This is a genomic window from Fundicoccus sp. Sow4_F4, assembly GCF_052116145.1.
GTDB lineage: Bacteria > Bacillota > Bacilli > Lactobacillales > Aerococcaceae > Fundicoccus.
Map to the genome: position 1 here is coordinate 227,327 of NZ_JBQKLQ010000003.1, position 26,442 is coordinate 253,768.

The window sequence follows — 26,442 nt, forward strand, 5'->3', positions numbered from 1 at the left end:
CGCGTTTCATCTGTTACAATGTATCATTCATTTGTAAATGTTTGCTGGCTTCGCGCCAGCTTAAAGGGGCTAAACGCGATTGGTGAGCCAATAAAAAAGCACGTACCCAAGCTTCGTTAAACTTGGCGTAGTCGCGTAAAGCCCAGCCAATAGCTTTATTAATAAAGAACTCTTGTGTATTGAAGTTATTTTGAATGCATTGAGCCAATAAGTCGCTATCAGTGGCAGCTTTCATACCCAATTGATGAATAATGGCTGTTCGGCGTAACCAAATATTATCCGCCTGGCTCCATTCAAGCAGTTGAGCTTTCATGGCCTGCGATTGATGAGCCAGTTTTCCGACAATTTTAACTAATGAATCGACGCTATCCCACCAAGATTTGCCAGTAATTAACTCTGCTAAGCAGTCTAAATCATCTGCTTTCAAATAGTTTTGTAGCAATTTTAAATAATCAGCTGCCAGCAATTGAAATTCTCTTTCAGGAGCCTGCCAACACGCTTTAACGAAGGGCCAGTTGATGGTGGCTTCAGTTGGTTGTCGTTTCATTTTCTGACGTTCCTGTTCAAAATAGGGCTGGGCTAATTGTCGCCTTTGGGGCGTTTTAATTCCGATAAAGGTAAATTGCTGGCGCATATATTGTGACATAGCTGCCGCATTTTCAGGATGATGGTGCTGCCTTAATAAGTCAAATAAATCTGTTAACTCCATGTAATCCCTCGTTTCCTTTCCATATTCCAGTCTCAGTCAGTTCATTTGGGACTAGCTGTTTTTCTTTATGGACAGCTTGAGTATTCTTCTATTCTATCATGAAATTGCCAAAGTTAGCTCCTTTTAAATGCTTGCTAGTTAGATTTATTTAACTTATTTCTTGTTGATTTAATCTGTGCTGTTAGTATTATCTGACAGGTTTCTTACAGAAACTATTCCTTACATGGTGTTTCCTCTTAAGGAACACTTTATAATAAAAGTAGTTATATTGAAGTTAATTTAACATCCTAAATAAATACAGGAAGATGCTGAGGACTTTGCCTGCATCTTCCTGTATTCGTTAATTTTGTTTATTTATCTGTGACACGTGCAATTTTTCCTTGTTGGATATAGACGGATAGAATCGCGATATCTGAAGGATTCACTCCACTGATTCGACTGGCTTGAGCCAAGCTGTTTGGTTGAATGAGTTTCAAACGTTCGCGGGCTTCGTTGGCGATACTGTCAATCGCATCATAGTCAATGTCTTGAGGAATTAATTTTTCTTCCATTGCTTTGACTTTATCCACTCGTTGAATCGCTTTTTTAATATAACCATCGTACTTAATTTGAATCTCGACTTGTTCCGCAGCTTGTCGATCAAGTGGTGCATCTTCACGAGGTAATAATTCTACTAAGTCTAAGTATTTGATTTCTGGACGTTTTAGTAAATCAACAGCTAAAATACCATCTTTAAGGGCTGTTGAATGCACTCTTGCGAATAACTCTTCCAAACCAGGTGTCTTAGGCGTTAGGCGGACGTTTGATAAACGATTAATTTCTTCAGCTACCAGGTCTTTTTTGGCTTGATAGGCTGCATAACGTGTCTCGTCAATTAAACCTAATTCACGGCCCACTTCTGTTAGACGTAAGTCTGCATTATCATGTCTTAATAATAGACGATACTCTGCTCTTGATGTTAATAAACGGTAAGGTTCTGTCGTTCCCTTAGTCACTAAGTCGTCAATCATCACACCAATATAACCTTCGCTACGTTTCATAATATAAGGCTCTTTGTCTTGGGCTTTCAACGCAGCATTAATACCTGCAATTAACCCTTGCCCTGCCGCTTCTTCATAACCACTTGTTCCGTTTAATTGGCCAGCTGTAAAGAGACCTGGAATTTCTTTGACTTCTAGCGTCAAACGTAATTGGTGTGGGACGACAACATCGTATTCAATCGCATAGCCAGGACGCATTAATTCCGCTCTTTCCATCCCTTTAACTGAACGAATCATTTGAATTTGAACGTCTTCTGGTAAAGAAGTCGACAATCCTTGGACGTACATCTCTTTAGTTCCTAAACCTTCTGGTTCAATGAAAATTTGATGACGTGGTTTATCACTAAAGCGAACGATTTTATCTTCAATCGACGGGCAGTAACGCGCGCCGACACCTTCGACCATCCCACTAAACATTGGGGCACGGTGTAAGTTTTCTTGAATAATTTCGTGTGTCCCTAGATTCGTATGCGTTAACCAGCAAGAGACACTATCTGAGCGGTAAGCTTCGTCTGGTGTTTGGTATGAAAAATGATTCGGCTTAAGATCGCCAGGTTGTTCTTCCGTTGCGTCAAAATCCACAGTATCTTGATGAATTCTTGGCGGAGTTCCTGTTTTAAAGCGAACTAGTTCGAGACCTAATTCCAATAAGTTTTCTGATAATTTAATGGATGGAATCGTGTTGTTTGGGCCTGATGAATAACTTAAATCACCAATTATAATTTTCCCACGTGAAGACGTTCCGGTCGTTAAGACTACCGATGTTGAACGATAAGTAGCACCAGTATTCGTAATCACACCGCGACATGTACCGTCTTCAATAATTAATTGGTCAACTAAACCTTGTCTTAAGTCTAAATTGTCTGTTTGTTCCAAGACCTCTTTCATGCTCGTAGCATAAGCGTGTTTATCCGCTTGTGCTCGTAAGGCTTGAACAGCAGGTCCTTTTCCTGTGTTTAATAATCTCATTTGGATGTAGGTTTTATCGATATTACGACCCATTTCACCACCTAAAGCGTCGATTTCTCTTACGACAACTCCTTTTGCGGGTCCACCTACTGATGGATTACATGGCATAAAAGCCACCATCTCTAAGTTTAATGTAAGTAATAAGGTTTTACTGCCCATTCTAGCAGCTGCTAAAGCTGCCTCTGCTCCTGCATGCCCTGCTCCAACTACAATCACATCATAATTACCTGCTTCATAAGTTTGCATTGTTTCATTCCTTTCGTTCTTTAGTAAAATTTAACGGATTCATCTGTTAATTTGTCATCAACATAGGTAAACTGTGCTGAAAAGAAGGGTTCATCGTTTAGTATCCATTTCAAGAAATTGTAGTCACCTTCCCAAGTTGGCTTGTTTAACACTTGATCGTAATCGACCCACTCCAAAGTGCCTTCATCACAATCTGCGATTAATTCTCCTTCGAATTCCGTCACTCGATAAACGAAACTATACCAATCTTGCCCATCTTGAGTGAAATTTGGAAAAGTTATAAAACCTTTTAGATCTAGCGCTTTAGCTGTCAAACCCGTTTCTTCTTTGATTTCTCGAATCGCACAAGCTTCTGGTGTTTCACCTGCTTCAAATTTGCCTCCCACACTGACCCATTTTCCTTCATGGATATCATTTGCCTTTTTATTGCGATGTAAAAGTAAAAATTGAGAGCCATTATCGAGATAGCAGATGGTTGATAGTTTCATATTCATTCTTTCATCATCCTTTGTCTTTAACGATTTATTTACCTAAACAGAATTGACTAAATAGCTTGTCTAATAATTCATCTTGGACACTTTCCCCCGTAATTTCTCCAAGTAAGTCCCAAGCTTTAGTAAAATCAATTTGAATTAAATCAACTGGAATACTTAACTCAGTCGCTTCCACAACTTCATCCAAGGAATCAATCGCTTGTTGGAGTAGAGAGGTATGACGAGTGTTCAATAAATAGTTAATATCGCCTGATTGGATAGCTCCTGAAAAGAATCTTTGTTCGATTTGTTGTTCTAATAAATCTAAGCCTGATTCATTCAACATAGACGTTGTAATCAATTCATCTTCTTTAACACCGTAAGGCGCCAGTGTCTCTCGTGTCAATACCGGCGCTAAGTCTTGCTTGTTCATCAGAATAATTCGGTTCTGATTTTTAGTCGCTTCAAGTAACTCAATATCGACTGTTTGAAGGTCCTCTGATTGATTTAAGACTAAGATGATCAAATCAGCTTTTTCCATTGCTGCTCGACTCTTTTCAACACCGATTTGTTCGACCACTTCGTCTGTTTGACGAATTCCGGCCGTATCGATTAATTTCAAGGGAACGCCTCGAACGTTGACGTATTCTTCAATCGTATCACGAGTCGTTCCAGCAATTTCAGTGACGATGGCTTTTTCCATTCCTGTTAGAATATTTAACAAGCTTGATTTACCAACATTTGGTCGACCAATAATGGCGGTGTTAATTCCTTCGCGGAAAACCTTGCCGTGTTGTGCTTGATGAAGGATTTTTCCGATTTCTCCCTTGACTGAACGAGCGGTTTCATTCAATTGACGTGAAGACAATTCTTCAACATCATCGTACTCGGGATAATCAATCGTTACTTCAACTTGAGCAAGTGTTTGTAGCATTTCATGACGAAGACTCGTAATCTTACGCGATAAACTTCCTTGAAGTTGATTAACCGATGCTTCCATCGCTTTTGCTGTTTTGGCTTGGATTAAATCCATTGTTGCTTCTGCTTGAGATAGATCAATTCGTCCATTCAAGAAAGCACGTTTAGAAAATTCGCCTGGTTCCGCTAAGCGTGCACCTGCTAATAACACCATTTCTAATACTCGTTGAACCGCCACGATCCCACCATGACAGTTAATTTCAATAATATCTTCACGAGTGAAAGAACGCGGACCTCGCATCACGCTCAGCATGACTTCATCGACTGTTTGTCCAGTTCTTGGGTTAATCACATGCCCATAATGAATGGTATGACTAGGTACCTTTGTTAAATCTTTTCCTTTGAACACCAGATTTGCGAACTCAATCGCTTCTTCACCACTTAAACGTACAATGCCAATTGCACCTTCTCCTAGGGCAGTTGATATTGCAGCAATCGTATCTGCTTGATACATTTGACCGGCTCCTTCCTAATTTGAGTCTATTTATGTCCACAAAAAAAGTGCCTAAATTAACCCCTGTCTAGTTTAGGAGTTAATTAGCACTTTGACTGCTTATATTCATTTCGATATGCATTATAACAAACCTATCCAAAGAAAAGCAACTGCTCGAAAGACAGTTATGAAAAACTTAGTCTTTTGAAATTGATTTACATACCATCTCTATAGGATTCGTGGTAAAATAGGCTTCGAGAGGTGTTAAAATGAACAAGTTTGAAAGAATCTACTTAGATATTGAACAAAAAATTAAAGCAGGTGACTATCCAATTGGTAGCTTGATTCCTAGTGAACATGAGCTAGCCAAAAATTATAATGTCTCCCGTGAAACAATTCGGAAGGCACAAAAGTTATTACTAGAAAATGGTTTTATCCAGAAAAAACAAGGACGTGGTTCCATTGTGTTGGATTATCATCGTTTTTCTTTACCTATTAGTGGTTTAGTCAGCTATAAAGAGCTACAAGTTGAACAGAATATCACATCAATTACTCGTTTAATTACAAATGAGCAAATTCCTGTGCCGGATTTTCTAATTGGACAAAATGGTGTTACAGCTGATGAACGGTTCATTCATCTTGTAAGAACACGTGAAATGAATAATGAAGTCATGATTATCGATGAAGATTATATTCGTTGTTCTGTCATCAATCATGTACCAATGGAAGCCGCAAAGGATTCTATTTACGAGTATTTTGAAAATGAATTATCTTTAACGATTGGCTATGCAACTAAAGAATTTGTCGCTGAAAAAGCCAGTCCGCTAGATATCGAATTAATGCATTTAGATCCGATGGACTATATCATCAGCGTTAGCAGCAATGTATTTTTAGAAGATACTACCTTCTTTCAATACACAGTCTCGCATCATCGCCTCGAGAAATTCCAGTTCTCTGAATTTGCTCGTCGCAAACCTAGATTAAATAATTAAATAAATAACCTGTTCTCTTACATTCATCATGTAAAAGAACAGGTTGTTTGCTTGGCTTAATTTGCTAGCCAGCTTGCATCAACTTCATAAACACCTTTCGGTGGATACGGCAAGGTGTCTGGTAAAAGCCCATTGTTATTGACAGTTAAACGAACTTGAGTCACGTCTAAAAACTGACCGATTGTCGTGACAATCGCTGGAATCACACCTGCTTCTTTACTATGGTGTTGATTGAAAGCAGAAACGACTCCACTCGAGAAATCAATTGTCGCTATCCCAGTTTCATCGACACTAATACTGTTGATAACAATATCGTCAGTAATCCATCCTTGTTCATTGAACAATCTTTGGAAAGCGCGTGCCATCGTGTCATTCGTCTGAAAGGCAAATGACACTTTCTCAAGTGCTAAGAGTGAGTTTTCATCCGTTTGAGGCTGAGCAATGCTTTGGTTAACGATCATCATGACTTGATGTGCCTTTGATGTTATTTGCCAAAAATCTTCTGCTTCAGTGGCTTCAGTCGATGTGACATAGCGAGTGCCTATTAAGCCATCTTCTGCTGCGTAATATTGTCTTAAATCATAATCCTCAAATTGAGTCGATGTTTCGATAACTTGAGTAAAAGTAAGTTCACCCAAAGTCACTTCTTCATATAGTCCTAAAATTTCACTTTGATGGGTACCATCATATGACCAAGTCGTGCCAACCGTTAAAGGCGCACTCAATAAAGTCATCACATTATCAGCAGTCTGTTGGCCTGTCTCTAGCATATTCTCAAATAAAGCGATATTCTCCTGGCGTAGTGTCATTTGAATCTGTGCTTCGTCCCATCGGTAAGCACTCACGAAAGTGTCTGCGCCGACGATTTCTCGTACTTGCATCACACGATTGGCTTCATCGAAGTAATCAACATAAGTTGTATACATCCCAGTCACATTGTTAAATTGCTTCAATTGATAGGGATAAAACGGTAGGTAATTGCTTAGATCCAAGACTGTCTCGTCAGGCAAACGTGTCCAACTAGACGGATCAATCGTACTCGCCATAGACTGATTGACATCAGCCACAGTTTCTTCCTGCTGGCTTTGGCTAGGTGATGCTTCTGTGTGTGGTTCGTCAACTCTTACTTGCGACTGCTGGCGCTTTTCTTCAAGTTTAGCTTGATTTTCCTCGCTTAATTTAATCATCGGTTCACTACTACAACCGCTGAGCAAGATGAATAAGCTTATTAATAACCATTTAATACTGGATTTCATCATAATCAGTTCGTCTCCTCAAAATAAATACACCACATTATACCATAGATTAGAATAGCCTTGTGAACTTATTCTTCTTGATTTAAGCGACTAATTTAAGCCATTTTATTTCTTCTTTTAATGAAATACTCAAACAGTGAACAAATAACCAGTAAAATCAGAAAAGGTACTAACCAACCTAATTGTTGCTTATATAAAGGCAAGTAGGTGTTAAAAGCTTGTGTCATACCCGGCACAAAAATTCTAGCTGATTCTAAAGCCGTAATGCCACTTATCACTGCCACTGTATAAATCACTAACTGGTAAGTCTGACGACTATAGTTAAACCATTGACGCGTCAACTCCATCACAATCAAGACAATAGCTGCCGGATAAATAAAGATTAATACTGGTACTGAAATCTTTAGGATAGTATTCAAACCAAAGTTAGCGGTAATAAAGCTCCAGATGACGAAAATCGCTAAGAAACCCTTATAGCTAAAACGTGGAAATAGTAGCGTAAAGTACTCTGATAAAGAAGTTAATAAACCAACGCACGTATTCAAACACGCTAAACTAAAAATAAAGGTTAAAAGAATCGCGCCCGGCAGGCCGATTGCCATCACGGTCGAATTCAATAGGATTTGCGCCCCATTAATCGTGTCTGGGAACTGGGCACTTGTCGTATGTCCAATTGACGTTAAAAGCCAATAGATTAAGCCAAGAAATAAACCAGCAGTAATTCCAGCACCAATCGTTGTCTTTTGCATTTGTGTCGGTGTCATATTATACCTCTGCAAGGTATTGGCAACGACCAAACCAAAGACGAGTGCTGCTAAAGTGTCCATCGTATCATAACCGGCTAAGAAGCCACCAATATAAGCATTATGTTGATAGCGTCCCGTTACTTGGGCTGAACTACTCGTATCCATTTGCATAATAAAAATAAACATCAAAACTATTAATATCATTAAACTTGGTGTGGTAATTCGCCCCATTCGGCTCATTAATTTACTTGGATTCAAGCATAACCAATAAGCAAGCGCAAAAAAAAGAGCCGTATAAATTAAACGGGGGATTAATTGGCTCGCATCCGCCGGTAAATATGGCGTCACGATTAATTCAAACGGTGTACTCCCCGCACGAGGAATTGCTAGCCCCGGTCCAATCGCTAAATAGGTTGCGATCGTAAAGACGTAAGCAAACCTCTTATCCACACGAGCAGCTAATTTTTGAATCCCTCCAGATTTGGCGATTGACGCAACCCCTAGAACAGGTAGCAAAATGGCGGTCGTGACAAAGCCTGCCCATGCGATCCAAACAGCGGCGCCTGCTTCTTTACCTAGTAACGGTGGAAAAATTAAGTTTCCAGCCCCGAAAAACATCCCAAAAAGCATGACTGAAATGGTAATAAAATGATTTAATCTAAATTTCTTCATACTAATCGACACCCCCTTAAAAGTATTTCTTATTATACATGTATTCTTACTAGATATCAGTAACATTTCTTGAAAAAATAAAAACAGTCCTGGCAAATAGATAAAGGACTCCGTTCTTGTGGACGGAGCCCTTTATCAGCCAAAGACTGTGGTTAAATCTAATCTGACTTATTCGAATAAAAAGGCAACTGTTTCAAATGGACCAAACGTTAATTCGTCTGACACATTCTCTAGCGAACCATTACCAATTAACTTGCTTGCTGAACGTTCTTTAAATTCTTCTGGTAAAGAAACTGTGACAGCTTCTTTATAGAAGTTGCTCATAACAAGTAATTGTTGACCTTGCCACTCACGTACGTAAGCCATTAATTGAGGATGATCTAACAATAAACCACGATAAGTACCTGATGAAATCACATCGTACTCTTTACGTAAAGAAATTAACTTCTGATAATATGGAAAAATACGACCATTAGTTAATTCATTTTTTACGTTGATCTGCAGATAGTTATCCGACACATCTAGCCAGGGTGTGCCTGTTGTAAATCCTGCATGCTCTGAGTCATCCCATTGCATAGGTGTTCGACCATTATCACGTGATTTTGCTAAAATAATCTCAAACGCTTCCTCTTCAGAATAGCCTTTCTCTAGCATAATTCGATAGTTATTATGTGTTTCAATATCATTATACTGATCAATAGACGTGTAAGCTGGATTGGTCATCCCAATTTCTTCACCTTGATAAATATAAGGTGTTCCTCTTAAGAACTGAATCGTTTGACCTAACATCGTTTGAGTTTCATAAGGGAAATTTTCGACGTCTCCGAAACGACTGTTAGCACGAGGTTGATCATGGTTGTTTAAGAATAAAGCATTCCAACCATTACCATCTGACATCCCTGTTTGCCATTCGTTTAGAATCGTTTTCAGTTCGATGAAATCAAACGCTGGCTTACTCCATTTTTCTCCATTTTCATAATCCACTTTGAGATGATGGAAATTAAAAATCATCGATAGTTCTTTCTCTTCAGGATTCGTATACTTCACACCATTTTCAACTGTTGTAGATGACATTTCACCCACTGTAATAAAACCTTCTCTTTGTCCAAAAGTTGCTTCATTCATTTCTTGAATCCATTCATGAACAATCGGTGTATCCGTATAAAGAGACTTCTCTTGTGTACTATTGGGTGCTTCACTGTCAACGAGCTCTTGGGATTTTCCAATAACGTTTAACACATCAAATCGGAAACCTTTGACTCCTTTTTCTGACCAAAAATTAACAATTTTATGAAGTTCTTTTCTCACTTCAGGGTTATGCCAATTTAAGTCAGCTTGTGTCACATCATATAAATGTAAATAATATAAATCTGTGTCAGCAAAAGGCTCCCAAGCAGGACCACCAAACTTAGAGTCCCAATTTGTTGGCAAGTTGCCATTTGCTTGAGCAGGTCTTAAATAATAAAAATCTTGATAATACTTATCGCCTGCTAAGGCTTTTTGGAACCACTCATGTTCTGTTGATGTATGGTTTAACACCATATCCATCATAATATCAATTTTTCGCTTTGAAGCTTGCGCAACTAAGCGTTCGAAATCCTCCATTGTTCCAAAAACTGGATCAATAGCGACATAGTCACTGACGTCATAACCGTTATCATTTTGAGGTGATGGATAAAATGGATTCATCCAAATCATATCTATCCCCAGTTCGACTAAATAATCTAATTTTTCAATGACACCTTTTAAATCACCTAAACCATTACCATCCGTGTCATTAAAGGATCTTGTATATAGTTGGTAGATGACTTTCTTTGCTAATTCCATAGCTAGAAACCCTCCAAACCATTATTTATTTGAATTATTGAAGAACGGAATATCAAAGTTTAATCCCGCGCCTGTTAAGAAATTCATTTTCTTGAATGTTAAAGTTAAAACAAATGGTACGACAAAAGCAACAGCCATAGCAACAAAGAAAACTACCATTGAATCAATATGAATGACTAAGAAACCTGGTAATCCACCAACCCCAATTGAGTTAGATTGAACGTTAAAGGTTGTGGTAATTAAACCTGCAATACCTGAACCAATCATCGCTGCTACAAATGGGTAAATATATTTTAAGGTTACCCCGAACATTGCAGGTTCTGTTACTCCTAAGTAAGCAGACACTGCTGATGGAATTGTAATTTGTGATTCTTCTTTATCTTGACGTGTTAACCACCAAACGCCTAATACAGCTGAACCTTGCGCAATATTTGATAAAGCAATCATTGGCCATAAACCAGTTGTACCTGTATCCGCAATTAATTGAGAGTCGATCGCGTTGGTCATATGGTGTAATCCAGTAATAACTAGTGGTGAATAAAGAGCACCAAATAATGCACCGAACAACCAGCTGAATGATCCTTCTAAACCAGCTAATACGACTGTCGAAATTAAATCACCTAGCCACCAACCAATTGGTCCGAGTACCGTATGCGCTAAAATGACCGCTGGAACTAGCGCCAAGAATGGGACTAAGATCATGGAAATCATTTCTGGAACAACACGACGCCAGAATTTTTCTAGATAACTTAAAGCTACTCCGGCAAACATGGCTGGCAAGACTTGTGCTTGATAACCAATCATATCAACTTGGAAGAAATCGAAGTCCCATTGCGGAACCGTTCCTTCAGCTAAAGCTCCTGCAGCTCCATAAGCATTTAATAACTGTGGAGAGACTAAGGTAATCCCTAGTACAATCCCTAAGATTTGAGTTGTACCTAGTTTACGAGTAACTGCCCACGTAATACCAACTGGTAAGAAGTGGAAGATTGCCTCACCAATTAACCATAAGAAATGGTTGACCCCGTTCCAAAACTGGTTAACGTCGACAATCGTATTAAAAACTGGTGAACCGTCTGCTGTCGTTTGTGCTACGCCATCTATAATTTTCTGACCTAACGCTTCAAAAGGAACTGCTTCTAATACGTTACGGAAACCTAAAATAAGCCCCCCAACAATAATTGCTGGTATAATCGGTGCGAAAATTTCCGCTAAGAATGTCATGACTTTTTGCCACCAAGACTGATTAGATTCTGCCGCCGCTTTAACATCTGATTTCGATACGCCACTTACACCTGACACAGCAGTAAAATCTTTATAAAATTCGGAAACATTATTACCAATAATTACTTGAAACTGACCTGCTTGTGTAAAACTCCCTTTAACTGATGGCAATTTTTCAATTGCTTGTACATCTGCCTTTGAAGGGTCATTTAATGCAAAACGCATACGTGTCGCACAATGCGTCACAGCATTAATGTTTTCAGAACCTCCAATTTTCTCCAGTAATTCTTTAGCATCTTGTTCAAATTGAGACATAACTCTTCCTCCTCGTTTTTCTTAATTGTCTATACAACTTTCCAACGACTACATTCTATCTTGAAAGCGATTTATATGCAACTATTATTTACCTTTTCTAAAATACTTGTTTAAATCCCCCTCTCATTTGTCTATGTTCTATGCGATTGACCGGCTCTATTGAAAACGCATACATCTATTTACAGTATGAATGAAGAGATGGTTTGACGCAAATAATAAGGGAGATTTCTTTCATGATAATTATCATCGGAAAAATAAAAAAACTTCTTTCTCTTAACCAAATGATTAAAAGAAAGAAGTTGTAGTGTTTTAGTTTTAGTTTACATAGTCGACCACTAAATAACGATTTGGGTCTTTTCCTTCGGAATGTGTCTTAATATGATCGATTCTGCTCAAATAGGCATGGATTTGTTTACGCTCATAAGCAGGTAATGGATCTAAAATTACAGCTTGCTTGCTACGTAACACTTGATCTGCCGTACGTTGCGCTATTTGTTCTAACACATTTGAACGACGGTCACGGTAATCCCCAACGTTTAAAATTACTGACACGCGACGACGTTCGTAACGATGTAATAAAATTTGCGCTAAAGTTTGCAATGCATTGATAATCTTGCCATGTTTACCGATAACTAAACCAGACTTGTTTGTCTCGATATTGAAAATTACTTGATTACCCTTTTCTTCGTAAGTTACGCTAGCATCTGCACCATAAGTTTTAAGAACATCTTCTAAATAATGTACAACAGTTAGACGAGCTTCTTTATTTGTTTCTGCTCGATTCTTTTGCGACTTTTCTGAATCAACTGTATCAGCTGATTCTACGCTTTGAACATCTACTGTCTCTTTAACTGTTGCTTCTACTTTAGGTTCAACCTTTGCTTTTTTCGCTACCGGTTTCGGTGCTACTTTTACTTCTGGCTTAACTTTATCAATACCAGGCTTAGTTACTTCAACTGCTTTAAGAGTTGAAGGTCTAGCCTGAGTTTCAGCTTTGGGTTTAGCTTTAGACTCAACTTTTGGTTCAGCTTTGACTGCTTGTGGCTTACTAGGTGTTTTATGCCCATCTTTAGCCGATTCAGCAGCTTTGACTTCCTTTTCTAGCTGACTTGTTAACTCTGCCATTGATAAGTCTGATTCAGTACTTATTTCGACGATAGCGTCTTGCTTACCAAAACCAAAGATACCTTTTTTACCTTCGCTAATCACATTGATTTTAGCTTCAGCTTCTGTAATACCTAATTTAGTCAGACCAATCTTAACTGCTTTTTCGACCGATTCAGCTCTGATAGTTGTACTGTTTTCTAACATATAACGTTCCTTTCTCTGTTTACACTCAGCGCTTATTTTTTACGTTTAGTTGCTCGTTTTAACGCACGACGTAATTCTCGTTCGCGTTCTCTTTCGGCTTCTACTTTTGCTTCGCGCTCTGCAATAATTTTGTAAGGGTTGTTAAAGATAAATGTTTGAATTAATGTAATACCGTTTGAAATGACCCAGTATAATGTAACTGCACTTGGTAAGCCAACTGAAATAAATAGAATCATCGCTGGCATCACATAAGTCATCATTGTTGTCGCACTGTTTTTCACTGGATTTGCTTTCATAGTAAAGTATGAGTTAGCAAATGTTAAAGCTGCTGCGATAACCGGTAAAATAAAGTAAGGATCGACTTGACCTAAATTGGTCCAGAAGAAATCTCCTTGTTGAATTTCTTGCGTACTTGTAATCGATTGGTATAACGCAATCATTACAGGTAATTGAATAAACATTGGCAAACAACCAGCAAACTGATTAACACCACGTGCTTCCATCAATGCTTGCTGTTCTGCTTGCATTGCTTCCATTGATGCACGGTCTTTATTAGGATACTTTGCCTTAATGGCATCTAATTCTGGTTGAATATCTTGCATCTTACGTTGTGATTTCGTTTGCATTTGGTTTAATGGTAATAATAATAGACGAATAATTAACGTAAAGATAATAATCCCCATTGCATAATTATTGCCAAACAAACCTGATAACCATAATAACACTCGGGATAAGTTATCAATAACATACGTACTCCAAATTCCGCCTTCACTTGCTCCTTCAGCATTCCCACATGCTGTTAGAAACAATACAAAACTTAACATAATGGCAATTTTTAACCATTTACTATACTTCTTCATCCAAGCCTCCTATAGATTTTTTAATATTGTTTGATCGAGAATGTTCGCTAACTTCATTACATGAATGATAGAACGCTTAATTTGAAAATAATCTTTGTCCCGAATATCTTGGCGTGCAATAAGTAAAAAATCAATGTCTGGTTTAATCGCCGGCTCAAGCTCATGTAAAGCCTGACGCAAATAACGTTTGATTTGATTTCTTTTTACTGCGTTCCCCATTTTTTTACCTACCGATAATCCTACTCGAAAATGTACTTGTTCTGGCTTAGGATAAACATAAAGTACTAACTGCCGGTTGGCGATGGATTGTCCATCATGGAAAACCTTCTGAAATTCTTTTTCTGATTTAACTCTGTATGCTTTTTTCAATCTATTATTCCCTCATTCTCACTACAAACATTCACTTCAACATATTATAGCTAATATTTCTCTAAAAGAAAAACCGAACTTAACGATTTTGTCACTTTTTCGACAGAATTCGTCAATAAAACTAGAAAAGAGCGAAAAATTCGAAGAAATTCGAAGTTTTCACTCTTTATTCTGAAGCAATTCTAAATAGTAAGTTTCTAAAGTCAAAGAGTCTAGTGAAATAATTTCTTCTTGACTCACTCGATAAATAAATTCTTTCAAACTTACCCATTCAAAGGCAATCGTTTCTCCTGCTTGTAAGGTGATCTGAGTTTTATTCATGTTGACCCGTGTAAAAAAATTTGTCCAAATGACTGGATGCACTAAATCTATATAACGTTGAACTTGAATTAACGTCTCTGCTTGAATGCCGGTTTCTTCCTGCAGTTCTCTTTTAGCACCAGCTTCCACAGTCTCACCTTGTAAGATACTTCCTCCAGCTGAAGCTTCAAATTTTCCTGGTAAAATTTCTTTATTCCAATCTCTTTGCATTATAAGAACTGAACCATCCTGATGTTGGACTAATATATTTATCACGTGATGATAAAGTCCAGAGGGTATGTCATCGCCTCGACGGTGATTAGACACAATCGTATTGCCTTGTGCATCTACTAAGTTCCAATACTCCATCTGACTTCCTCCTATGACTTAAATTTAAAAATATGCAAAAAAAAAGGTTTCCTAAAAATATAGGATACCTTCCAACATTAGGCATTTATTATGATGCTAATTTTGCTCTACCTTTTAGACGGCGTCTAGCTAAGACGTTACGTCCATTTTTGGTGCTCATTCTTTTACGGAAACCGTGAACTTTTTTGCGAGTACGTTTCTTTGGTTGATATGTTCTTTTCATTCTGATACACCTCCTATGTCTACTGTTAAACAATACTAGAATAGTTTAATGAAGTACGCGATGAAAGTCAAGATATTTTTTTAGCAATTAAAATACTTTTTCTTTTGCACAGTTAATTTTTGTTATGCACATGCGTTGTGGATTGTGTGGATAACTGTTATAGTCATTTTTTACATTCACAAGACATTCATTAGTTTATCGACAAATTAACATGGTGTCAATAAGTGTTGTTTTTTATCAACAGTTTTTGTGCATAACCGTTAAGAATGTGATAGAATCAAGTTATAAAAACTTACGGTTATCCACACAGTATTCATTTCATCTGACCTGATTTTATCTTATCCACAAGTTTTGTTAACCTGTGGATAAGTTAATTGTTAACATGTTGACAGTTTAAGTGATGAGTTTTCAACTTGTGGAAAACTTTCAATATGCTACAATATCCGTACGTGTTTAAACTGTGAATAACTATTTATTCGATTGAGGTGAAAATTATATAATGGATGAAAAGGAACGTTTCTGGAATGAAATTACTGACTATCTAAAAGAGATTCTTTCATTAACTTCTTATACAACATGGGTTGAACCAGCCAAAGTCACACGTATTGGTAATCAATCTATATCTGTTGCAGTTCCAAATAGCTTAACTAAAAATTACTGGGAACGACATCTAGCTGGTTATATTCTTCAATATAGTCTTGAAAATTATGGCGTAGAATATGAACCGACCTTTATTATTGTACCTGAAGATGAACCAGATTCTTTAAAGAAAAAGAAAGAAATTTCTCCCTCTGAAAATGAGTATTTCAGTGATTCTCAATTGAATCCCAATTATACTTTTGAAAATTTTGTTATCGGTGAAGACAATAAGATGGCCGGTGGAGCAGCATTAGCAGTGTCTGATGGACCTGGAAAAACATACAATCCATTTTTAATTTACGGTGGTGTTGGTTTAGGAAAGACTCACTTGATGCAAGCAGTAGGCCACGAGATTAAGCGTAAGAATCCTGCCGCAAAAATCAAATACGCAACGAGTGAATCGTTCGTAAATGACTTTATCACAAGTATTCAAAATGGATCTCAAAAAGAGTTTAGAGAAATGTATCGTAACATCGACGTTCTATTAATAGATGATATTCAATTTTTATCGAAGAAGGATGCCACTCAAGAAGAATTTTTCCATACGTTTAATGCACTCTATAATAATGAAAAACAAATTGTATTAACGAGTGATCGCCTTCCAAATAACATTGATAATCTAGAAGAACGTTTGATTAGTCGCTTTAAATGGGGGTTATCTACTGATATCACTCCCCCTGATTTAGAAACTCGAATTGCAATTTTAAGAAAAAAAGCGAGTAATGATCGCTTAGACATTAGTTCAGAGACACTCACCTATATCGCTAATAATGTGGATACAAATATTCGTGAGCTTGAAGGAGCTTTAATGAGAGTGATTGCATTTGCTGCAATTGAAGGTCGAGATATTAATTCGAATTTAGCAGCAGAAGCCTTGAGTAATATGCTAGGTGATGATGAAAAGAATCCTTTAACTGTTTCTGAGATCATCAACCAAGCCAGTCGCTTTTTCCAAATTAGTGCCGATGCGATTAAAGGTAAAAAACGTACAAAAGACATTGTTCATGCACGTCAAGTGGGGATGTATCTAGCAAGAGAACTGACTGAACTTTCCTTTCCTAAGATAGGTGATGAATTTGGTAAGAAAAATCATACGACTGTAATCCATGCTTATGAGAAGATTGCTGAAAATCTTAAGACTGATGACGAATTAAAAGACCAAATAAAACAACTGAAGCAGAAGTTGTCTTAATTATATTTTTGCACATGTGTATAACTCCAAAAGTTGTCAGTGACTTATGCACATGTCAACTAACAGGCAGAAATGATACCCCCATTAGTTTTAGTAGACTTATAACCACTATAGACAGGGCCTACTACTATTACTTATTATTTATATTAATATTATTTATTTATAAAGGAGTAGATGAAATGAAATTTACTATTAATAGACACGCACTAACCACTCAGTTAGCAAACGTATCTAAAGCAATCCCTTCTAAAGCTACTATTCAAATTTTAACAGGATTAAAACTCTCTGTGACAAACGAAGGGGTTACCTTAATCGGTAGTGATTCTGATATCTCTATTGAAAGTTTTCTTCCAATAGAAGATGAGTCATTACATTTAAAAGTTGAAGAAACTGGACATGTTGTATTACCAGCACGTTTGTTCAATGATATTGTAAAAAAATTACCTTTAGACGATGTAACAATTGATATGAACGAGTCATTCACAGTTACTGTAACCTCAGGTAAAGCAACATTTAATATTGTAGGGATTGATGGAGATACTTATCCTCACTTACCAGAGATCGAAGCAGATAAACGAATTGTTTTACCAACAGCCTCTTTCAAACAAATGATTAACCAAACAATATTCGCAGCATCGAATCAAGAAAGTCGCCCTGTTCTTACTGGTATTCATTTACAAGCAACTGCAAATCATCTAACTGCTATCGCAACGGATAGTCATCGTTTAAGTAAACGTGAGATCCCAGTGGATATTAGTGAAAGTCAATTAAACTTTGATGCTATTACTATTCCAAAGAAAACAATGACAGAATTGACTAGAATTGTAGAAGATGATCAAACACTCTATATGATGGTTGCACAACAACAAGTTATTTTTGAAGCTGAGAAATTAACAATTTATTCTCGTTTATTAGAAGGTAACTATCCTGAAACAAGCCGTTTAATTCCTACTTCTCACCAAACAGAGATGGTAGTAAATGCGAACGAGTTCCATCAAGCCATTGATCGTGCAGCTTTAATGTCACACGAAGGTAAGAATAACGTCGTTCAACTTTCTGTTGAGAATTCGATCGTAGAATTATCCGTAAGTGGTAACGAAGCTGGACATGTAGCGGAGTTAATTAATACTAAAGATGCCAGTGGAGAGGATTTACGTATTTCATTTAACCCAGATTATATGAAAGATGCGTTGAAATCATTTGGAGAAATTGATGTAAAAATTGAATTCCAATCTGCTGTACGCCCATTATTAATTTCTGCAGAAACTGAAAGTGAGATTCCACATAATCAGTTATTACAATTATTAACCCCAGTCAGAACTCATTAAAAGTATTCAATAGACTTAAATAAAAAAAATTCAGCCTTTTTAGGCTGTTTTTTTTATTTCGATATTTTGCTTAAAAAGAGAGTATATGCCCTAAGATTCCGAATAATTGCGATTTATTTGAGATTTCTATAGATATAAGGTATAATTAGTCATGATATTGAATGAATATAGGTGATAAAAATGATGAAAAGAATAGTAAATATTCAAAATGCTTTTATTACGCTTGGACAATTGCTCAAACATGAGAATTTTATCAGTAGTGGTGGAATGGCCAAATGGTATTTAAGTGAGTTTGATGTATTTGTTAATGAACTACAAGAGCAACGTCGTGGAAAAAAATTATACGATGGTGACACAGTTTATTTGCCGAACGAAGATGTAATGATCACAGTCCAATCGACGAGTGATTCAAAAAGACCATGAGAATCAAACATTTAGCGTTAAATAATTTTCGTAATTATCAAGAGTTATCTCTAACTTTTGGTGATGGTTTAACGATAATAACCGGAGAAAATGCCCAAGGAAAAACCAATCTCCTTGAGGCGATTTTTTTGTTATCTCTAGCAAAAAGTCATCGGACAAACCATGACCAAGAGTTAATTTTGTGGGAAGAAGACTTAGCAAGCTTAGAAGCATTGATTGAAACAAAACACTACGAGTTTCCTCTTGAATTAATCTTAAATAAAAAAGGAAAGATAGCTAAATTGAACCATATTGAACAGAATAAACTAAGTCAGTTCATTGGAAAGTTCAACGTCATTCTTTTTGCCCCTGAAGACTTACAGTTAATCAAAGGCTCCCCTAGTTTAAGAAGAAAATTTATTGATTCTGAATTAGGACAATCGCACCCAGTCTATTTACAGGAGTTATTGAATTATCAACGACTTCTCAAACAACGCAATACCTACTTAAAGCAATATGGACGTTCACAGCAATTTGATTCAATGTATTTTGAAATCTTAACAGAACAGTTGGTAGAAAAAGCCAATTTATTAATTCAATACCGTTTAACATTTATTGAAGCTCTAGAAAAAATTGCTCAACCAATCCATGAAGCTTTATCAAATCAACGCGAACAATTAACAATCGCCTATCAAAGTAGCAGTTCTAAGTTAGATTATTCTAATAGAGACACTATCTCTACACAATTGTTAGAATTATTTAAACAATCCTTGACTCGCGAAAAAGAGCAAGGTATTACCGTCTACGGTCCACATCGTGATGACATATCTTTTCATATTAATGAAAAAAAAGCTCAGTTTTTCGGCTCACAAGGGCAACAACGTACGATTGTTTTGAGTATTAAATTAGCAGAATTAGAATTGTTTTATAATATGACTGGAGAATACCCAGTGTTATTACTTGATGATGTGTTGTCTGAATTAGATGACAATCGCCAAATGATTTTAATGAGTCATATCGAAAATAAAGTTCAAACGTTTTTAACAACTGCATCGATTGAAGGTTTAAAAATCCATCAATTAAAAAATGCAGAAATTTTATATGTCCAAAAAGGTCAAGTTAGTAAAGGAGACAGTGCTTAATGACTGAAAATAGTAAAGAGTTACATCAAGATTATAATGCAGATCAGATACAGGTTTTAGAAGGACTTGAAGCTGTTAGAAAACGCCCTGGTATGTATATTGGTTCAACGAGTGGCGTTGGTTTACATCATTTAGTATGGGAAATTGTCGATAACTCAATTGACGAGGCGTTAGCTGGTTATTGTGATCATATCGAAGTAATCATTGAAGCCAATAACAGTATTTCTGTTACGGATAACGGTCGTGGGATTCCTGTTGAAATCCAAACTAAAACTGGCCGTCCTGCTTTAGAGACTGTTTTTACGATTTTACATGCGGGTGGTAAGTTCGGTGGAGGCGGTTATAAGGTTTCTGGTGGTCTTCATGGGGTTGGTGCATCAGTTGTTAATGCACTTTCAAGTGAATTGACTGTTGACGTACATCGCGATGGCAAAATTCATCAAATGATTTTTGAACGTGGCGCGATTTCTCAAGAAATTTTAATTAAAGGTGATACGGAAAAAACAGGGACGTTTGTTAACTTTGTTCCGGATTCAACTATTTTTACTGAAACAACAGATTTCAAATATGAAACATTAATGACGCGTGTTCGTGAACTAGCGTTCTTAAACAAAGGATTACGCATTTCGATCGAAGACAAGCGTGAAGAGCGTGAAGCATTCGCTAGTTTTTATTACGAAGGCGGCATTAAAAGTTATGTAGAATATTTGAATGAAAGTAAAGTATCGATTGTCGATGATCCCATTTACCTTGAAGGTGAGCAAGATGGTGTTCAAGTCGAGATTGCTATGCAGTATACCGATACTTATCATACAAATATTCTTTCTTTCGCAAATAATATTCATACGTACGAAGGTGGAACTCATGAGTCTGGTTTTAAGACGGCTTTGACTCGTGTCATGAATGACTACGCTCGTAAAATGAATTTAATTAAAGAAAACGAAGAAAATTTAAGTGGTGAAGATACCCGTGAAGGTTTAACGCTTGTTCTGTCGATTAAACATCCAGAACCTCAATTCGAAGGTCAAACTAAAACGAAATTAGGTAACTCTGAGGTAAGAACGATTACAGACCGCCTTTTTACGTCAACATTTGAAACTTATTTGATGGAAAACCCAAAAATTGCACGTATCATTGTTGAAAAAGGTATTATTGCCTCTAAAGCTCGTAATGCTGCTAAACGTGCTCGTGAATTAACTCGTCGTAAGTCTGGTTTAGAAATCAGTAACTTACCAGGGAAATTAGCGGACTGTTCAAGTAAAGAAGCAGAGAAATGTGAGTTATTCATTGTCGAGGGGGACTCGGCTGGTGGGTCAGCTAAACAAGGTCGTTCTCGTATGTATCAAGCAATTTTACCGATTCGAGGTAAAATTCTAAACGTCGAAAAAGCGACGATGGATCGTATTTTGGCGAACGTCGAAATACGTTCTCTATTCACTGCTATGGGGACTGGATTTGGAGCAGAATTTGACGTAGCAAAAGCGCGTTATCATAAATTAATTATTATGACCGATGCGGATGTCGATGGTGCTCATATTCGTACATTATTATTAACGCTTATCTTTAGATATATGCGTCCGTTATTAGAAGCTGGTTATATTTATATTGCCCAACCACCTCTATACCAAATTAAACAAGGTAAAAAAGAAACATATATTGCAACTGACGATGAATTAATACAGTGGCAAGCTGCTAATCCAAATGCTCGTTATTCATTACAACGTTATAAAGGTTTAGGAGAGATGGATTTCGATCAACTTTGGGAGACAACAATGAATCCTGAAAACCGTCGCATGTTAAAAGTTTCGGTGGAAGATGCCATGGAAGCTGATAAAGTGATTGATATGTTGATGGGTGATGAAGTTGAACCAAGACGTATTTTCATTGAAGAAAATGCTCAGTACGTACAAAACTTAGACGTATAAGTAAATTAAAAATGTTAGAAGAGAAAGGAAAATATAATGAGTGAAAGTTTCGATCCTTCAACACAACAATTTGAAGAGATAAATTTACCTCATGAAATGCAAACGTCATTTCTTGATTATGCGATGAGCGTTATTGTCTCAAGAGCATTGCCTGATGTCCGAGACGGTTTAAAACCAGTTCATAGACGGATTCTTTACGGAATGAGTGAATTGGGTGTAACTCCTGATAAACCCTATAAAAAATCTGCTCGTATCGTCGGAGACGTTATGGGGAAATATCACCCTCATGGGGACTCTGCAATTTACGAAGCAATGGTAAGAATGGCTCAACCATTTAGTTACCGGCAAATGTTAGTCGATGGCCATGGTAACTTTGGTTCTGTCGATGGTGATGGTGCCGCAGCGATGCGTTATACGGAAGCTCGTATGAGTAAAATTGCTTTAGAAATGTTAAAAGACATCAATAAAGATACGATTGATTTCCAAGATAACTATTCGCAAGAAGAAAAAGAGCCAGTTGTTTTACCCGCACGTTTTCCAAACCTTTTAGTCAACGGTGCGTCTGGGATTGCGGTTGGTATGGCAACAAACATTCCACCACACAATCTAGGTGAGGTTATCGATGCGTTAATTATTTTAATGCATAAGCCTGTTGCAACAACTGCAGAATTGATGGAAGCTTTACCGGGACCTGATTTTCCAACAGGCGGTATTGTGATGGGGAAATCAGGAATTCGTAAAGCTTATGAAACAGGTAAAGGCAAAATAATTATTCGTGGTCGCGTGGAAATTGAAACATTCGGTAATGATCGCGAACGAATTATTATTACTGAATTACCCTATGGTGTGAACAAAGCGCGCTTATGGGAACGGATTGCTGAATTAGCCCGTGAAAAACGCATTGAAGGCATCACTTATGTTGCCGATGAATCTGGCCGTGAAGGTATGCGTGTCGTGATTGAATGTCGTCGTGAAACGAGTGCTAGTGTAGTTTTGAATAATTTATATAAGCAAACCTCATTACAAATTAGTTTCGGATTCAATATGTTAGCCATCGATTTTGGTGTACCAAAAGTATTAAGTTTAAAAGAAATATTATCTAAATATTTAGATCATCAAGTGATTGTTATTAGACGTCGTACTGAATTTGAAAAACGTAAAGCTGAAAATCGTGCGCACATTCTAGAAGGTTTATTAAAAGCACTCGATGTGATTGACCAAATTATTGCGATCATTCGAGGGTCTAAAGATGGTGAAAGAGCTAAAGCTGAATTAATTGAGCGTTTCGAATTCTCTGAACTCCAAGCTCAAGCAATTTTAGATATGCGTTTAGTTCGTTTAACTGGTTTAGAACGCGAAAAAATTGATTCAGAATACAATGATTTAATGGCTCTGATTCAACGATTAACAGAAATTCTGGGAAGTGAAGACCGTATTCACGAAATTATAGAAGATGAATTAATTGATATTAAAACACGCTTTAACGATGACAGACGTACTGAGTTACTGATTGGTGAAGCCTTAAGTCTTGAAGATGAAGACTTGATTGACGAAGAGGATGTTCTCATCGCATTGACTTCAAATGGTTACATCAAGCGAATGACTGAGGATGAATTCCATGTTCAAAATCGTGGAGGGCGTGGCGTTAAGGGAATGGGAATGTCAAACGATGATGCTATTCAAACGCTGGTTTCATGTTCGACGCACGATACGTTATTATTCTTTACAAATAAAGGTAAAGTGTATGCGAATAAAGGCTATGAAGTACCAGAATATGGCCGTCAAGCTAAAGGAATTCCAATTATTAACTTATTAAACATTGATAAAGATGAATACGTTAAGGATATTATCAATGTCCGTCAGAGTGAAGATAGTGATGAACATACATTAGCTTTTGTTACAAAACTAGGAACGGTTAAACGCTCTAAAGCAAGTGATTACTACAATATTCGCAATAATGGTCTAATCGCAATTTCTATGCGAGAGGATGATGAATTAATCAACGTTTTAGTAACAAATGGTCGTCAAAATCTAATCATCGGAACACACGATGGTTATGCGATGGCATTTGATGAGACTGATGTTCGTGTAATGGGACGTACTGCGACTGGTGTTCGTGGTGTAAGATTACGCGAGGATGATTACGTTGTAGGAGCTGCAGTTTTAAACGAAGCTAGTGAAGTGTTAGTTGTTACGGAGAATGGTTACGGTAAACGAACGCCAGCGAGCGACTATACACTTAAAAAACGTGGTGGTAAAGGTGTTAAGACTTCAAATATTAGTGAGAAGAGTGGGAAATTAGCTGGAATTGTGGCTATCGAAAGCTTGGAAGAAGATTTAATGTTGATGACGAATCAAGGTGTTGTGATTCGTATGAGTGTTGAGAGTATCTCTCAATCATCAAGAGCGACTTTAGGCGTTAGAATGATTCGCCTAGACGAGGGCGCGATGGTAAATTCAGTCACCAAAATACTTAAAACTGATGATGAAGAAACGATTGAAGCGTTGAATGAAGAAGCAGATCTAGAAGAAGCAATCGATGATGAGGAAGAAGTTGAAGAATCAACAGATTCGTCTGAAGAGTTAGAAGAAAGTACTGATGAATCGGTAGATGATGAATAATTTTTAATATAGGCGTAACTGTTAATAGCAGTTACGCTCTTTTTTTTAAGATTTATACAGTCATATGTTATCCTATTTTGTCCTGAAGACTAACCAGAGTCGACTGAAAATGGAGATAAAATTTAAAGAAATAATTCAACATCAATCTGATCAAATCATGACATTTACGCCAGATGATGTTGTTGTGATTCAAACAAGCAATCATCATTTCGATGCAATTATTTGCCTTACATGCAACGATGCGACGTTTCAAATGATTCGCAATCCTCAATTTTATAAACGTTTAAGTGAAAAAAACACATCAAATTTTTTATCAAATGGTATAGTAGCCCTTTAAAACTAACGGATCTTTTATCACAGTTTAATTTACTGGATGAACAACAGACTAGAATTGAAAAATTAAGCCCTGAATTGCTCCAACGTGTGTCTTTTGCTCAAACAATTCTCTCGAATAATTAATTCGTCGTTTCTTTTAATCCATTTATTGAATCAATACATGATAATATACACTTATTACATAAATTATTAATCCAATTGAAGCATGCTGCTCGTAGTACAATGGTATTCACCTTAAGAATTGAAGATGCTTTTATTGTGCAACCCAATATTTGGACATTAAAAAGCTCTTGCTTAGACCCGATTATCACTGAAGCGACTAATTACGAGGAGAATTCAACAGAAACTATTCCAAGTAAACTTAAAGTTAAAATTGAGGATAAAACAATTTTTGTGAATATTGAAGACATTGAGTATATCGAAAGTCATGATGGAAAAGTTATCATCATGATTGAACAAGAGACTTTTGTTAATGACTCCATCCTATCAAATGCGGAAAATACGTTGAAAGCACATGGCTTTTACCGTTGTCACCGTTCATACGTAGTAAACCAACATAACGTACGAGAAATTATTAATTGGTCGAAAATTACTTACTCAATTGTTCTTGATAACTTCAATCAAGATAAAATTCCTCTTTCAAGAACAAACTATACGCAGAGTCAAGATTTATTGGTTAAATTGTAATCACAACTCGGCCTTAAATAGTACATATTAGCGAAAATTCAGTTGATTTAAACTCTTTACTTCCACAATTAACCCTTCTATCTATGCAACTCACCAAATTCGCTTGTGGTGAGTTTTTTTGAGGTAAACTAACGTTAGAAAGCAAAGGAGGCAATTGTGATGGAGACTATAATAAAAGTGCAACAATTAAAAAAACTCTTTGGCCATGAAGAAGCTTTAAAGAAAATTGACATAAAAATTAATAAAGGTGAGATATTTGGTTTATTAGGAACTAGTGGTTCGGGAAAAACAACCACCACTAAATTACTGACTGGTGAACGAGACCCTACTTCTGGTCTGATACATGTGTTAGGTTTTAAGCATGAACAATTTAACCGAACACAATATCTTGAAAAAATAGGCATCTTATTTGACAACAATTCATTGTATGAAAGATTGACTGTCGCAGACAATTTAGAACTGTTGAGAAAACTTTAAAATACAGATAAAGGTAAAGTCGACGAGGTGTTAAGGGCTGTTGGCTTACTATAAGATAAGAATAAAAGTGTGTCAAAGGGTATGAAAAAACGTATTTTACTCTGTTAAACGGTTTTACAGACTCCATCCCTTTTACTCCTAGACGAACCAAGGAGTGCTTTAGATCCAAATACGCGTGAACGAATACACGATATATTGGTAAAAATAAATGATGCAGGAACAACGATTCATTTGACAACCCATGATATGGATGAAGCCACTTTACTATGTGACAAAGTTGCTTTTTTAGATGCAGGTGTGATTAAAGAGACTGGTAGCCCACAACTTTAAGAAATAGATATAAAACAAATCGCATTCATTTGACCTACCAAACAGGACGT

Annotated in this window: 24 protein-coding genes; 11 read left to right on the plus strand and 13 right to left on the minus strand. The window is 36.9% G+C overall.

What is annotated here, in order from left to right; genetic code table 11:
* Nucleotides 1-13: 13 nt before the first annotated feature.
* The 4 genes from ACTQ5J_RS06640 to mnmE form a co-directional block, all read right to left on the minus strand.
* Complete coding sequence (locus ACTQ5J_RS06640; RefSeq protein WP_441751684.1) at nucleotides 14-709, minus strand: DNA alkylation repair protein; 696 nt, start codon at nucleotides 707-709, stop codon at nucleotides 14-16.
* A 350-nt stretch (nucleotides 710-1,059) separates the two neighbouring features.
* The gene (mnmG, locus tag ACTQ5J_RS06645) at nucleotides 1,060-2,964 is read right to left on the minus strand and encodes a tRNA uridine-5-carboxymethylaminomethyl(34) synthesis enzyme MnmG (RefSeq protein WP_441751686.1); all 1,905 of its coding nucleotides are present in this window, start codon (nucleotides 2,962-2,964) and stop codon (nucleotides 1,060-1,062) included.
* Between the two features lie 20 nt (nucleotides 2,965-2,984).
* Nucleotides 2,985-3,458 carry an NUDIX hydrolase gene (locus ACTQ5J_RS06650; RefSeq protein ID WP_441751688.1) on the minus strand — a complete coding sequence of 158 codons (474 nt, stop codon included), beginning with the start codon at nucleotides 3,456-3,458 and terminating at the stop codon, nucleotides 2,985-2,987.
* A gap of 28 nt (nucleotides 3,459-3,486) precedes the next feature.
* Nucleotides 3,487-4,869: a tRNA uridine-5-carboxymethylaminomethyl(34) synthesis GTPase MnmE gene (gene mnmE, locus ACTQ5J_RS06655; RefSeq protein ID WP_441751690.1), complete on the minus strand. Its 1,383-nt coding sequence runs from the start codon at nucleotides 4,867-4,869 to the stop codon at nucleotides 3,487-3,489.
* A 248-nt stretch (nucleotides 4,870-5,117) separates the two neighbouring features.
* Here mnmE and treR point away from each other — a divergent pair, with 248 nt between their 5' ends.
* Nucleotides 5,118-5,840: a trehalose operon repressor gene (treR, locus tag ACTQ5J_RS06660; RefSeq protein WP_441751692.1), complete on the plus strand. Its 723-nt coding sequence runs from the start codon at nucleotides 5,118-5,120 to the stop codon at nucleotides 5,838-5,840.
* 56 nt (nucleotides 5,841-5,896) lie between these two features.
* On the opposite strand, the gene ACTQ5J_RS06665 is transcribed toward treR, so the two are convergent.
* From ACTQ5J_RS06665 to rpmH, 9 genes are all read right to left on the minus strand, one after another.
* Entirely contained in the window at nucleotides 5,897-7,099 is a 1,203-nt protein-coding gene (locus tag ACTQ5J_RS06665) for a GerMN domain-containing protein (RefSeq protein ID WP_441751694.1), read from the minus strand.
* A 92-nt stretch (nucleotides 7,100-7,191) separates the two neighbouring features.
* Complete coding sequence (gene brnQ / locus ACTQ5J_RS06670; RefSeq protein ID WP_441751696.1) at nucleotides 7,192-8,514, minus strand: branched-chain amino acid transport system II carrier protein; 1,323 nt, start codon at nucleotides 8,512-8,514, stop codon at nucleotides 7,192-7,194.
* Between the two features lie 168 nt (nucleotides 8,515-8,682).
* The gene (gene treC, locus ACTQ5J_RS06675) at nucleotides 8,683-10,341 is read right to left on the minus strand and encodes an alpha,alpha-phosphotrehalase (protein WP_441751698.1); all 1,659 of its coding nucleotides are present in this window, start codon (nucleotides 10,339-10,341) and stop codon (nucleotides 8,683-8,685) included.
* A gap of 21 nt (nucleotides 10,342-10,362) precedes the next feature.
* On the minus strand, nucleotides 10,363-11,880 hold the full coding sequence (gene treP, locus ACTQ5J_RS06680) for a PTS system trehalose-specific EIIBC component (RefSeq protein ID WP_441751700.1): 1,518 nt from the start codon (nucleotides 11,878-11,880) through the stop codon (nucleotides 10,363-10,365).
* A gap of 315 nt (nucleotides 11,881-12,195) precedes the next feature.
* A complete protein-coding gene (gene jag, locus ACTQ5J_RS06685) occupies nucleotides 12,196-13,191 on the minus strand; it encodes an RNA-binding cell elongation regulator Jag/EloR (protein ID WP_441751701.1) in 996 nt (331 codons plus the stop codon).
* 32 nt (nucleotides 13,192-13,223) lie between these two features.
* Nucleotides 13,224-14,051, minus strand: a complete 828-nt coding sequence (locus tag ACTQ5J_RS06690) for a YidC/Oxa1 family membrane protein insertase (RefSeq protein WP_441751703.1) — start codon at nucleotides 14,049-14,051, stop codon at nucleotides 13,224-13,226.
* A 9-nt stretch (nucleotides 14,052-14,060) separates the two neighbouring features.
* Entirely contained in the window at nucleotides 14,061-14,420 is a 360-nt protein-coding gene (gene rnpA, locus ACTQ5J_RS06695) for a ribonuclease P protein component (RefSeq protein WP_441751705.1), read from the minus strand.
* Between the two features lie 159 nt (nucleotides 14,421-14,579).
* Complete coding sequence (locus ACTQ5J_RS06700) at nucleotides 14,580-15,089, minus strand: NUDIX hydrolase (RefSeq protein WP_441751706.1); 510 nt, start codon at nucleotides 15,087-15,089, stop codon at nucleotides 14,580-14,582.
* An 88-nt stretch (nucleotides 15,090-15,177) separates the two neighbouring features.
* Nucleotides 15,178-15,312, minus strand: a complete 135-nt coding sequence (rpmH, locus tag ACTQ5J_RS06705; RefSeq protein WP_441751708.1) for a 50S ribosomal protein L34 — start codon at nucleotides 15,310-15,312, stop codon at nucleotides 15,178-15,180.
* A 499-nt stretch (nucleotides 15,313-15,811) separates the two neighbouring features.
* Here rpmH and dnaA point away from each other — a divergent pair, with 499 nt between their 5' ends.
* From dnaA to ACTQ5J_RS06755, 10 genes are all read left to right on the plus strand, one after another.
* A complete protein-coding gene (gene dnaA, locus ACTQ5J_RS06710; RefSeq protein WP_441751710.1) occupies nucleotides 15,812-17,143 on the plus strand; it encodes a chromosomal replication initiator protein DnaA in 1,332 nt (443 codons plus the stop codon).
* Nucleotides 17,144-17,322: 179 nt separating this feature from the next.
* Nucleotides 17,323-18,471, plus strand: coding sequence for a DNA polymerase III subunit beta (dnaN, locus tag ACTQ5J_RS06715; protein ID WP_441751712.1), 1,149 nt, complete (start codon nucleotides 17,323-17,325; stop codon nucleotides 18,469-18,471).
* 183 nt (nucleotides 18,472-18,654) lie between these two features.
* Complete coding sequence (gene yaaA, locus ACTQ5J_RS06720) at nucleotides 18,655-18,894, plus strand: S4 domain-containing protein YaaA (protein ID WP_441751714.1); 240 nt, start codon at nucleotides 18,655-18,657, stop codon at nucleotides 18,892-18,894.
* On the plus strand, nucleotides 18,891-20,015 hold the full coding sequence (gene recF, locus ACTQ5J_RS06725) for a DNA replication/repair protein RecF (protein WP_441751715.1): 1,125 nt from the start codon (nucleotides 18,891-18,893) through the stop codon (nucleotides 20,013-20,015). Before yaaA ends, recF begins: the two co-directional genes overlap by 4 nt.
* A complete protein-coding gene (gene gyrB, locus ACTQ5J_RS06730) occupies nucleotides 20,015-21,940 on the plus strand; it encodes a DNA topoisomerase (ATP-hydrolyzing) subunit B (RefSeq protein WP_441751717.1) in 1,926 nt (641 codons plus the stop codon). The genes recF and gyrB overlap by 1 nt, the downstream gene beginning before the upstream one ends.
* A gap of 36 nt (nucleotides 21,941-21,976) precedes the next feature.
* Nucleotides 21,977-24,562, plus strand: a complete 2,586-nt coding sequence (gene gyrA, locus ACTQ5J_RS06735) for a DNA gyrase subunit A (protein ID WP_441751719.1) — start codon at nucleotides 21,977-21,979, stop codon at nucleotides 24,560-24,562.
* Between the two features lie 109 nt (nucleotides 24,563-24,671).
* Nucleotides 24,672-24,899 carry a hypothetical protein gene (locus tag ACTQ5J_RS06740; RefSeq protein WP_441751721.1) on the plus strand — a complete coding sequence of 76 codons (228 nt, stop codon included), beginning with the start codon at nucleotides 24,672-24,674 and terminating at the stop codon, nucleotides 24,897-24,899.
* Between the two features lie 257 nt (nucleotides 24,900-25,156).
* Complete coding sequence (locus ACTQ5J_RS06745) at nucleotides 25,157-25,585, plus strand: LytTR family DNA-binding domain-containing protein (protein WP_441751723.1); 429 nt, start codon at nucleotides 25,157-25,159, stop codon at nucleotides 25,583-25,585.
* 159 nt (nucleotides 25,586-25,744) lie between these two features.
* Nucleotides 25,745-26,062 carry an ATP-binding cassette domain-containing protein gene (locus ACTQ5J_RS06750; RefSeq protein WP_441751725.1) on the plus strand — a complete coding sequence of 106 codons (318 nt, stop codon included), beginning with the start codon at nucleotides 25,745-25,747 and terminating at the stop codon, nucleotides 26,060-26,062.
* Between the two features lie 195 nt (nucleotides 26,063-26,257).
* The gene (locus tag ACTQ5J_RS06755) at nucleotides 26,258-26,392 is read left to right on the plus strand and encodes a hypothetical protein (RefSeq protein WP_441751727.1); all 135 of its coding nucleotides are present in this window, start codon (nucleotides 26,258-26,260) and stop codon (nucleotides 26,390-26,392) included.
* Nucleotides 26,393-26,442 lie beyond the last annotated feature (50 nt).

What these genes read in the sequence shown, in the direction of transcription:
- ACTQ5J_RS06640 (WP_441751684.1), bottom strand. Translation starts at nt 709, where the DNA reads ATGGAGTTAACAGATTTATTTGACTTATTAAGGCAGCACCATCATCCT.
- mnmG (WP_441751686.1), bottom strand. Translation starts at nt 2,964, where the DNA reads ATGCAAACTTATGAAGCAGGTAATTATGATGTGATTGTAGTTGGAGCA.
- ACTQ5J_RS06650 (WP_441751688.1), bottom strand. Translation starts at nt 3,458, where the DNA reads ATGAATATGAAACTATCAACCATCTGCTATCTCGATAATGGCTCTCAA.
- mnmE (WP_441751690.1), bottom strand. Translation starts at nt 4,869, where the DNA reads ATGTATCAAGCAGATACGATTGCTGCAATATCAACTGCCCTAGGAGAA.
- treR (WP_441751692.1), top strand. Translation starts at nt 5,118, where the DNA reads ATGAACAAGTTTGAAAGAATCTACTTAGATATTGAACAAAAAATTAAA.
- ACTQ5J_RS06665 (WP_441751694.1), bottom strand. Translation starts at nt 7,099, where the DNA reads ATGATGAAATCCAGTATTAAATGGTTATTAATAAGCTTATTCATCTTG.
- brnQ (WP_441751696.1), bottom strand. Translation starts at nt 8,514, where the DNA reads ATGAAGAAATTTAGATTAAATCATTTTATTACCATTTCAGTCATGCTT.
- treC (WP_441751698.1), bottom strand. Translation starts at nt 10,341, where the DNA reads ATGGAATTAGCAAAGAAAGTCATCTACCAACTATATACAAGATCCTTT.
- treP (WP_441751700.1), bottom strand. Translation starts at nt 11,880, where the DNA reads ATGTCTCAATTTGAACAAGATGCTAAAGAATTACTGGAGAAAATTGGA.
- jag (WP_441751701.1), bottom strand. Translation starts at nt 13,191, where the DNA reads ATGTTAGAAAACAGTACAACTATCAGAGCTGAATCGGTCGAAAAAGCA.
- ACTQ5J_RS06690 (WP_441751703.1), bottom strand. Translation starts at nt 14,051, where the DNA reads ATGAAGAAGTATAGTAAATGGTTAAAAATTGCCATTATGTTAAGTTTT.
- ACTQ5J_RS06700 (WP_441751706.1), bottom strand. Translation starts at nt 15,089, where the DNA reads ATGGAGTATTGGAACTTAGTAGATGCACAAGGCAATACGATTGTGTCT.
- rpmH (WP_441751708.1), bottom strand. Translation starts at nt 15,312, where the DNA reads ATGAAAAGAACATATCAACCAAAGAAACGTACTCGCAAAAAAGTTCAC.
- dnaA (WP_441751710.1), top strand. Translation starts at nt 15,812, where the DNA reads ATGGATGAAAAGGAACGTTTCTGGAATGAAATTACTGACTATCTAAAA.
- dnaN (WP_441751712.1), top strand. Translation starts at nt 17,323, where the DNA reads ATGAAATTTACTATTAATAGACACGCACTAACCACTCAGTTAGCAAAC.
- yaaA (WP_441751714.1), top strand. Translation starts at nt 18,655, where the DNA reads ATGAAAAGAATAGTAAATATTCAAAATGCTTTTATTACGCTTGGACAA.
- recF (WP_441751715.1), top strand. Translation starts at nt 18,891, where the DNA reads ATGAGAATCAAACATTTAGCGTTAAATAATTTTCGTAATTATCAAGAG.
- gyrB (WP_441751717.1), top strand. Translation starts at nt 20,015, where the DNA reads ATGACTGAAAATAGTAAAGAGTTACATCAAGATTATAATGCAGATCAG.
- gyrA (WP_441751719.1), top strand. Translation starts at nt 21,977, where the DNA reads ATGAGTGAAAGTTTCGATCCTTCAACACAACAATTTGAAGAGATAAAT.
- ACTQ5J_RS06740 (WP_441751721.1), top strand. Translation starts at nt 24,672, where the DNA reads ATGGAGATAAAATTTAAAGAAATAATTCAACATCAATCTGATCAAATC.
- ACTQ5J_RS06750 (WP_441751725.1), top strand. Translation starts at nt 25,745, where the DNA reads ATGGAGACTATAATAAAAGTGCAACAATTAAAAAAACTCTTTGGCCAT.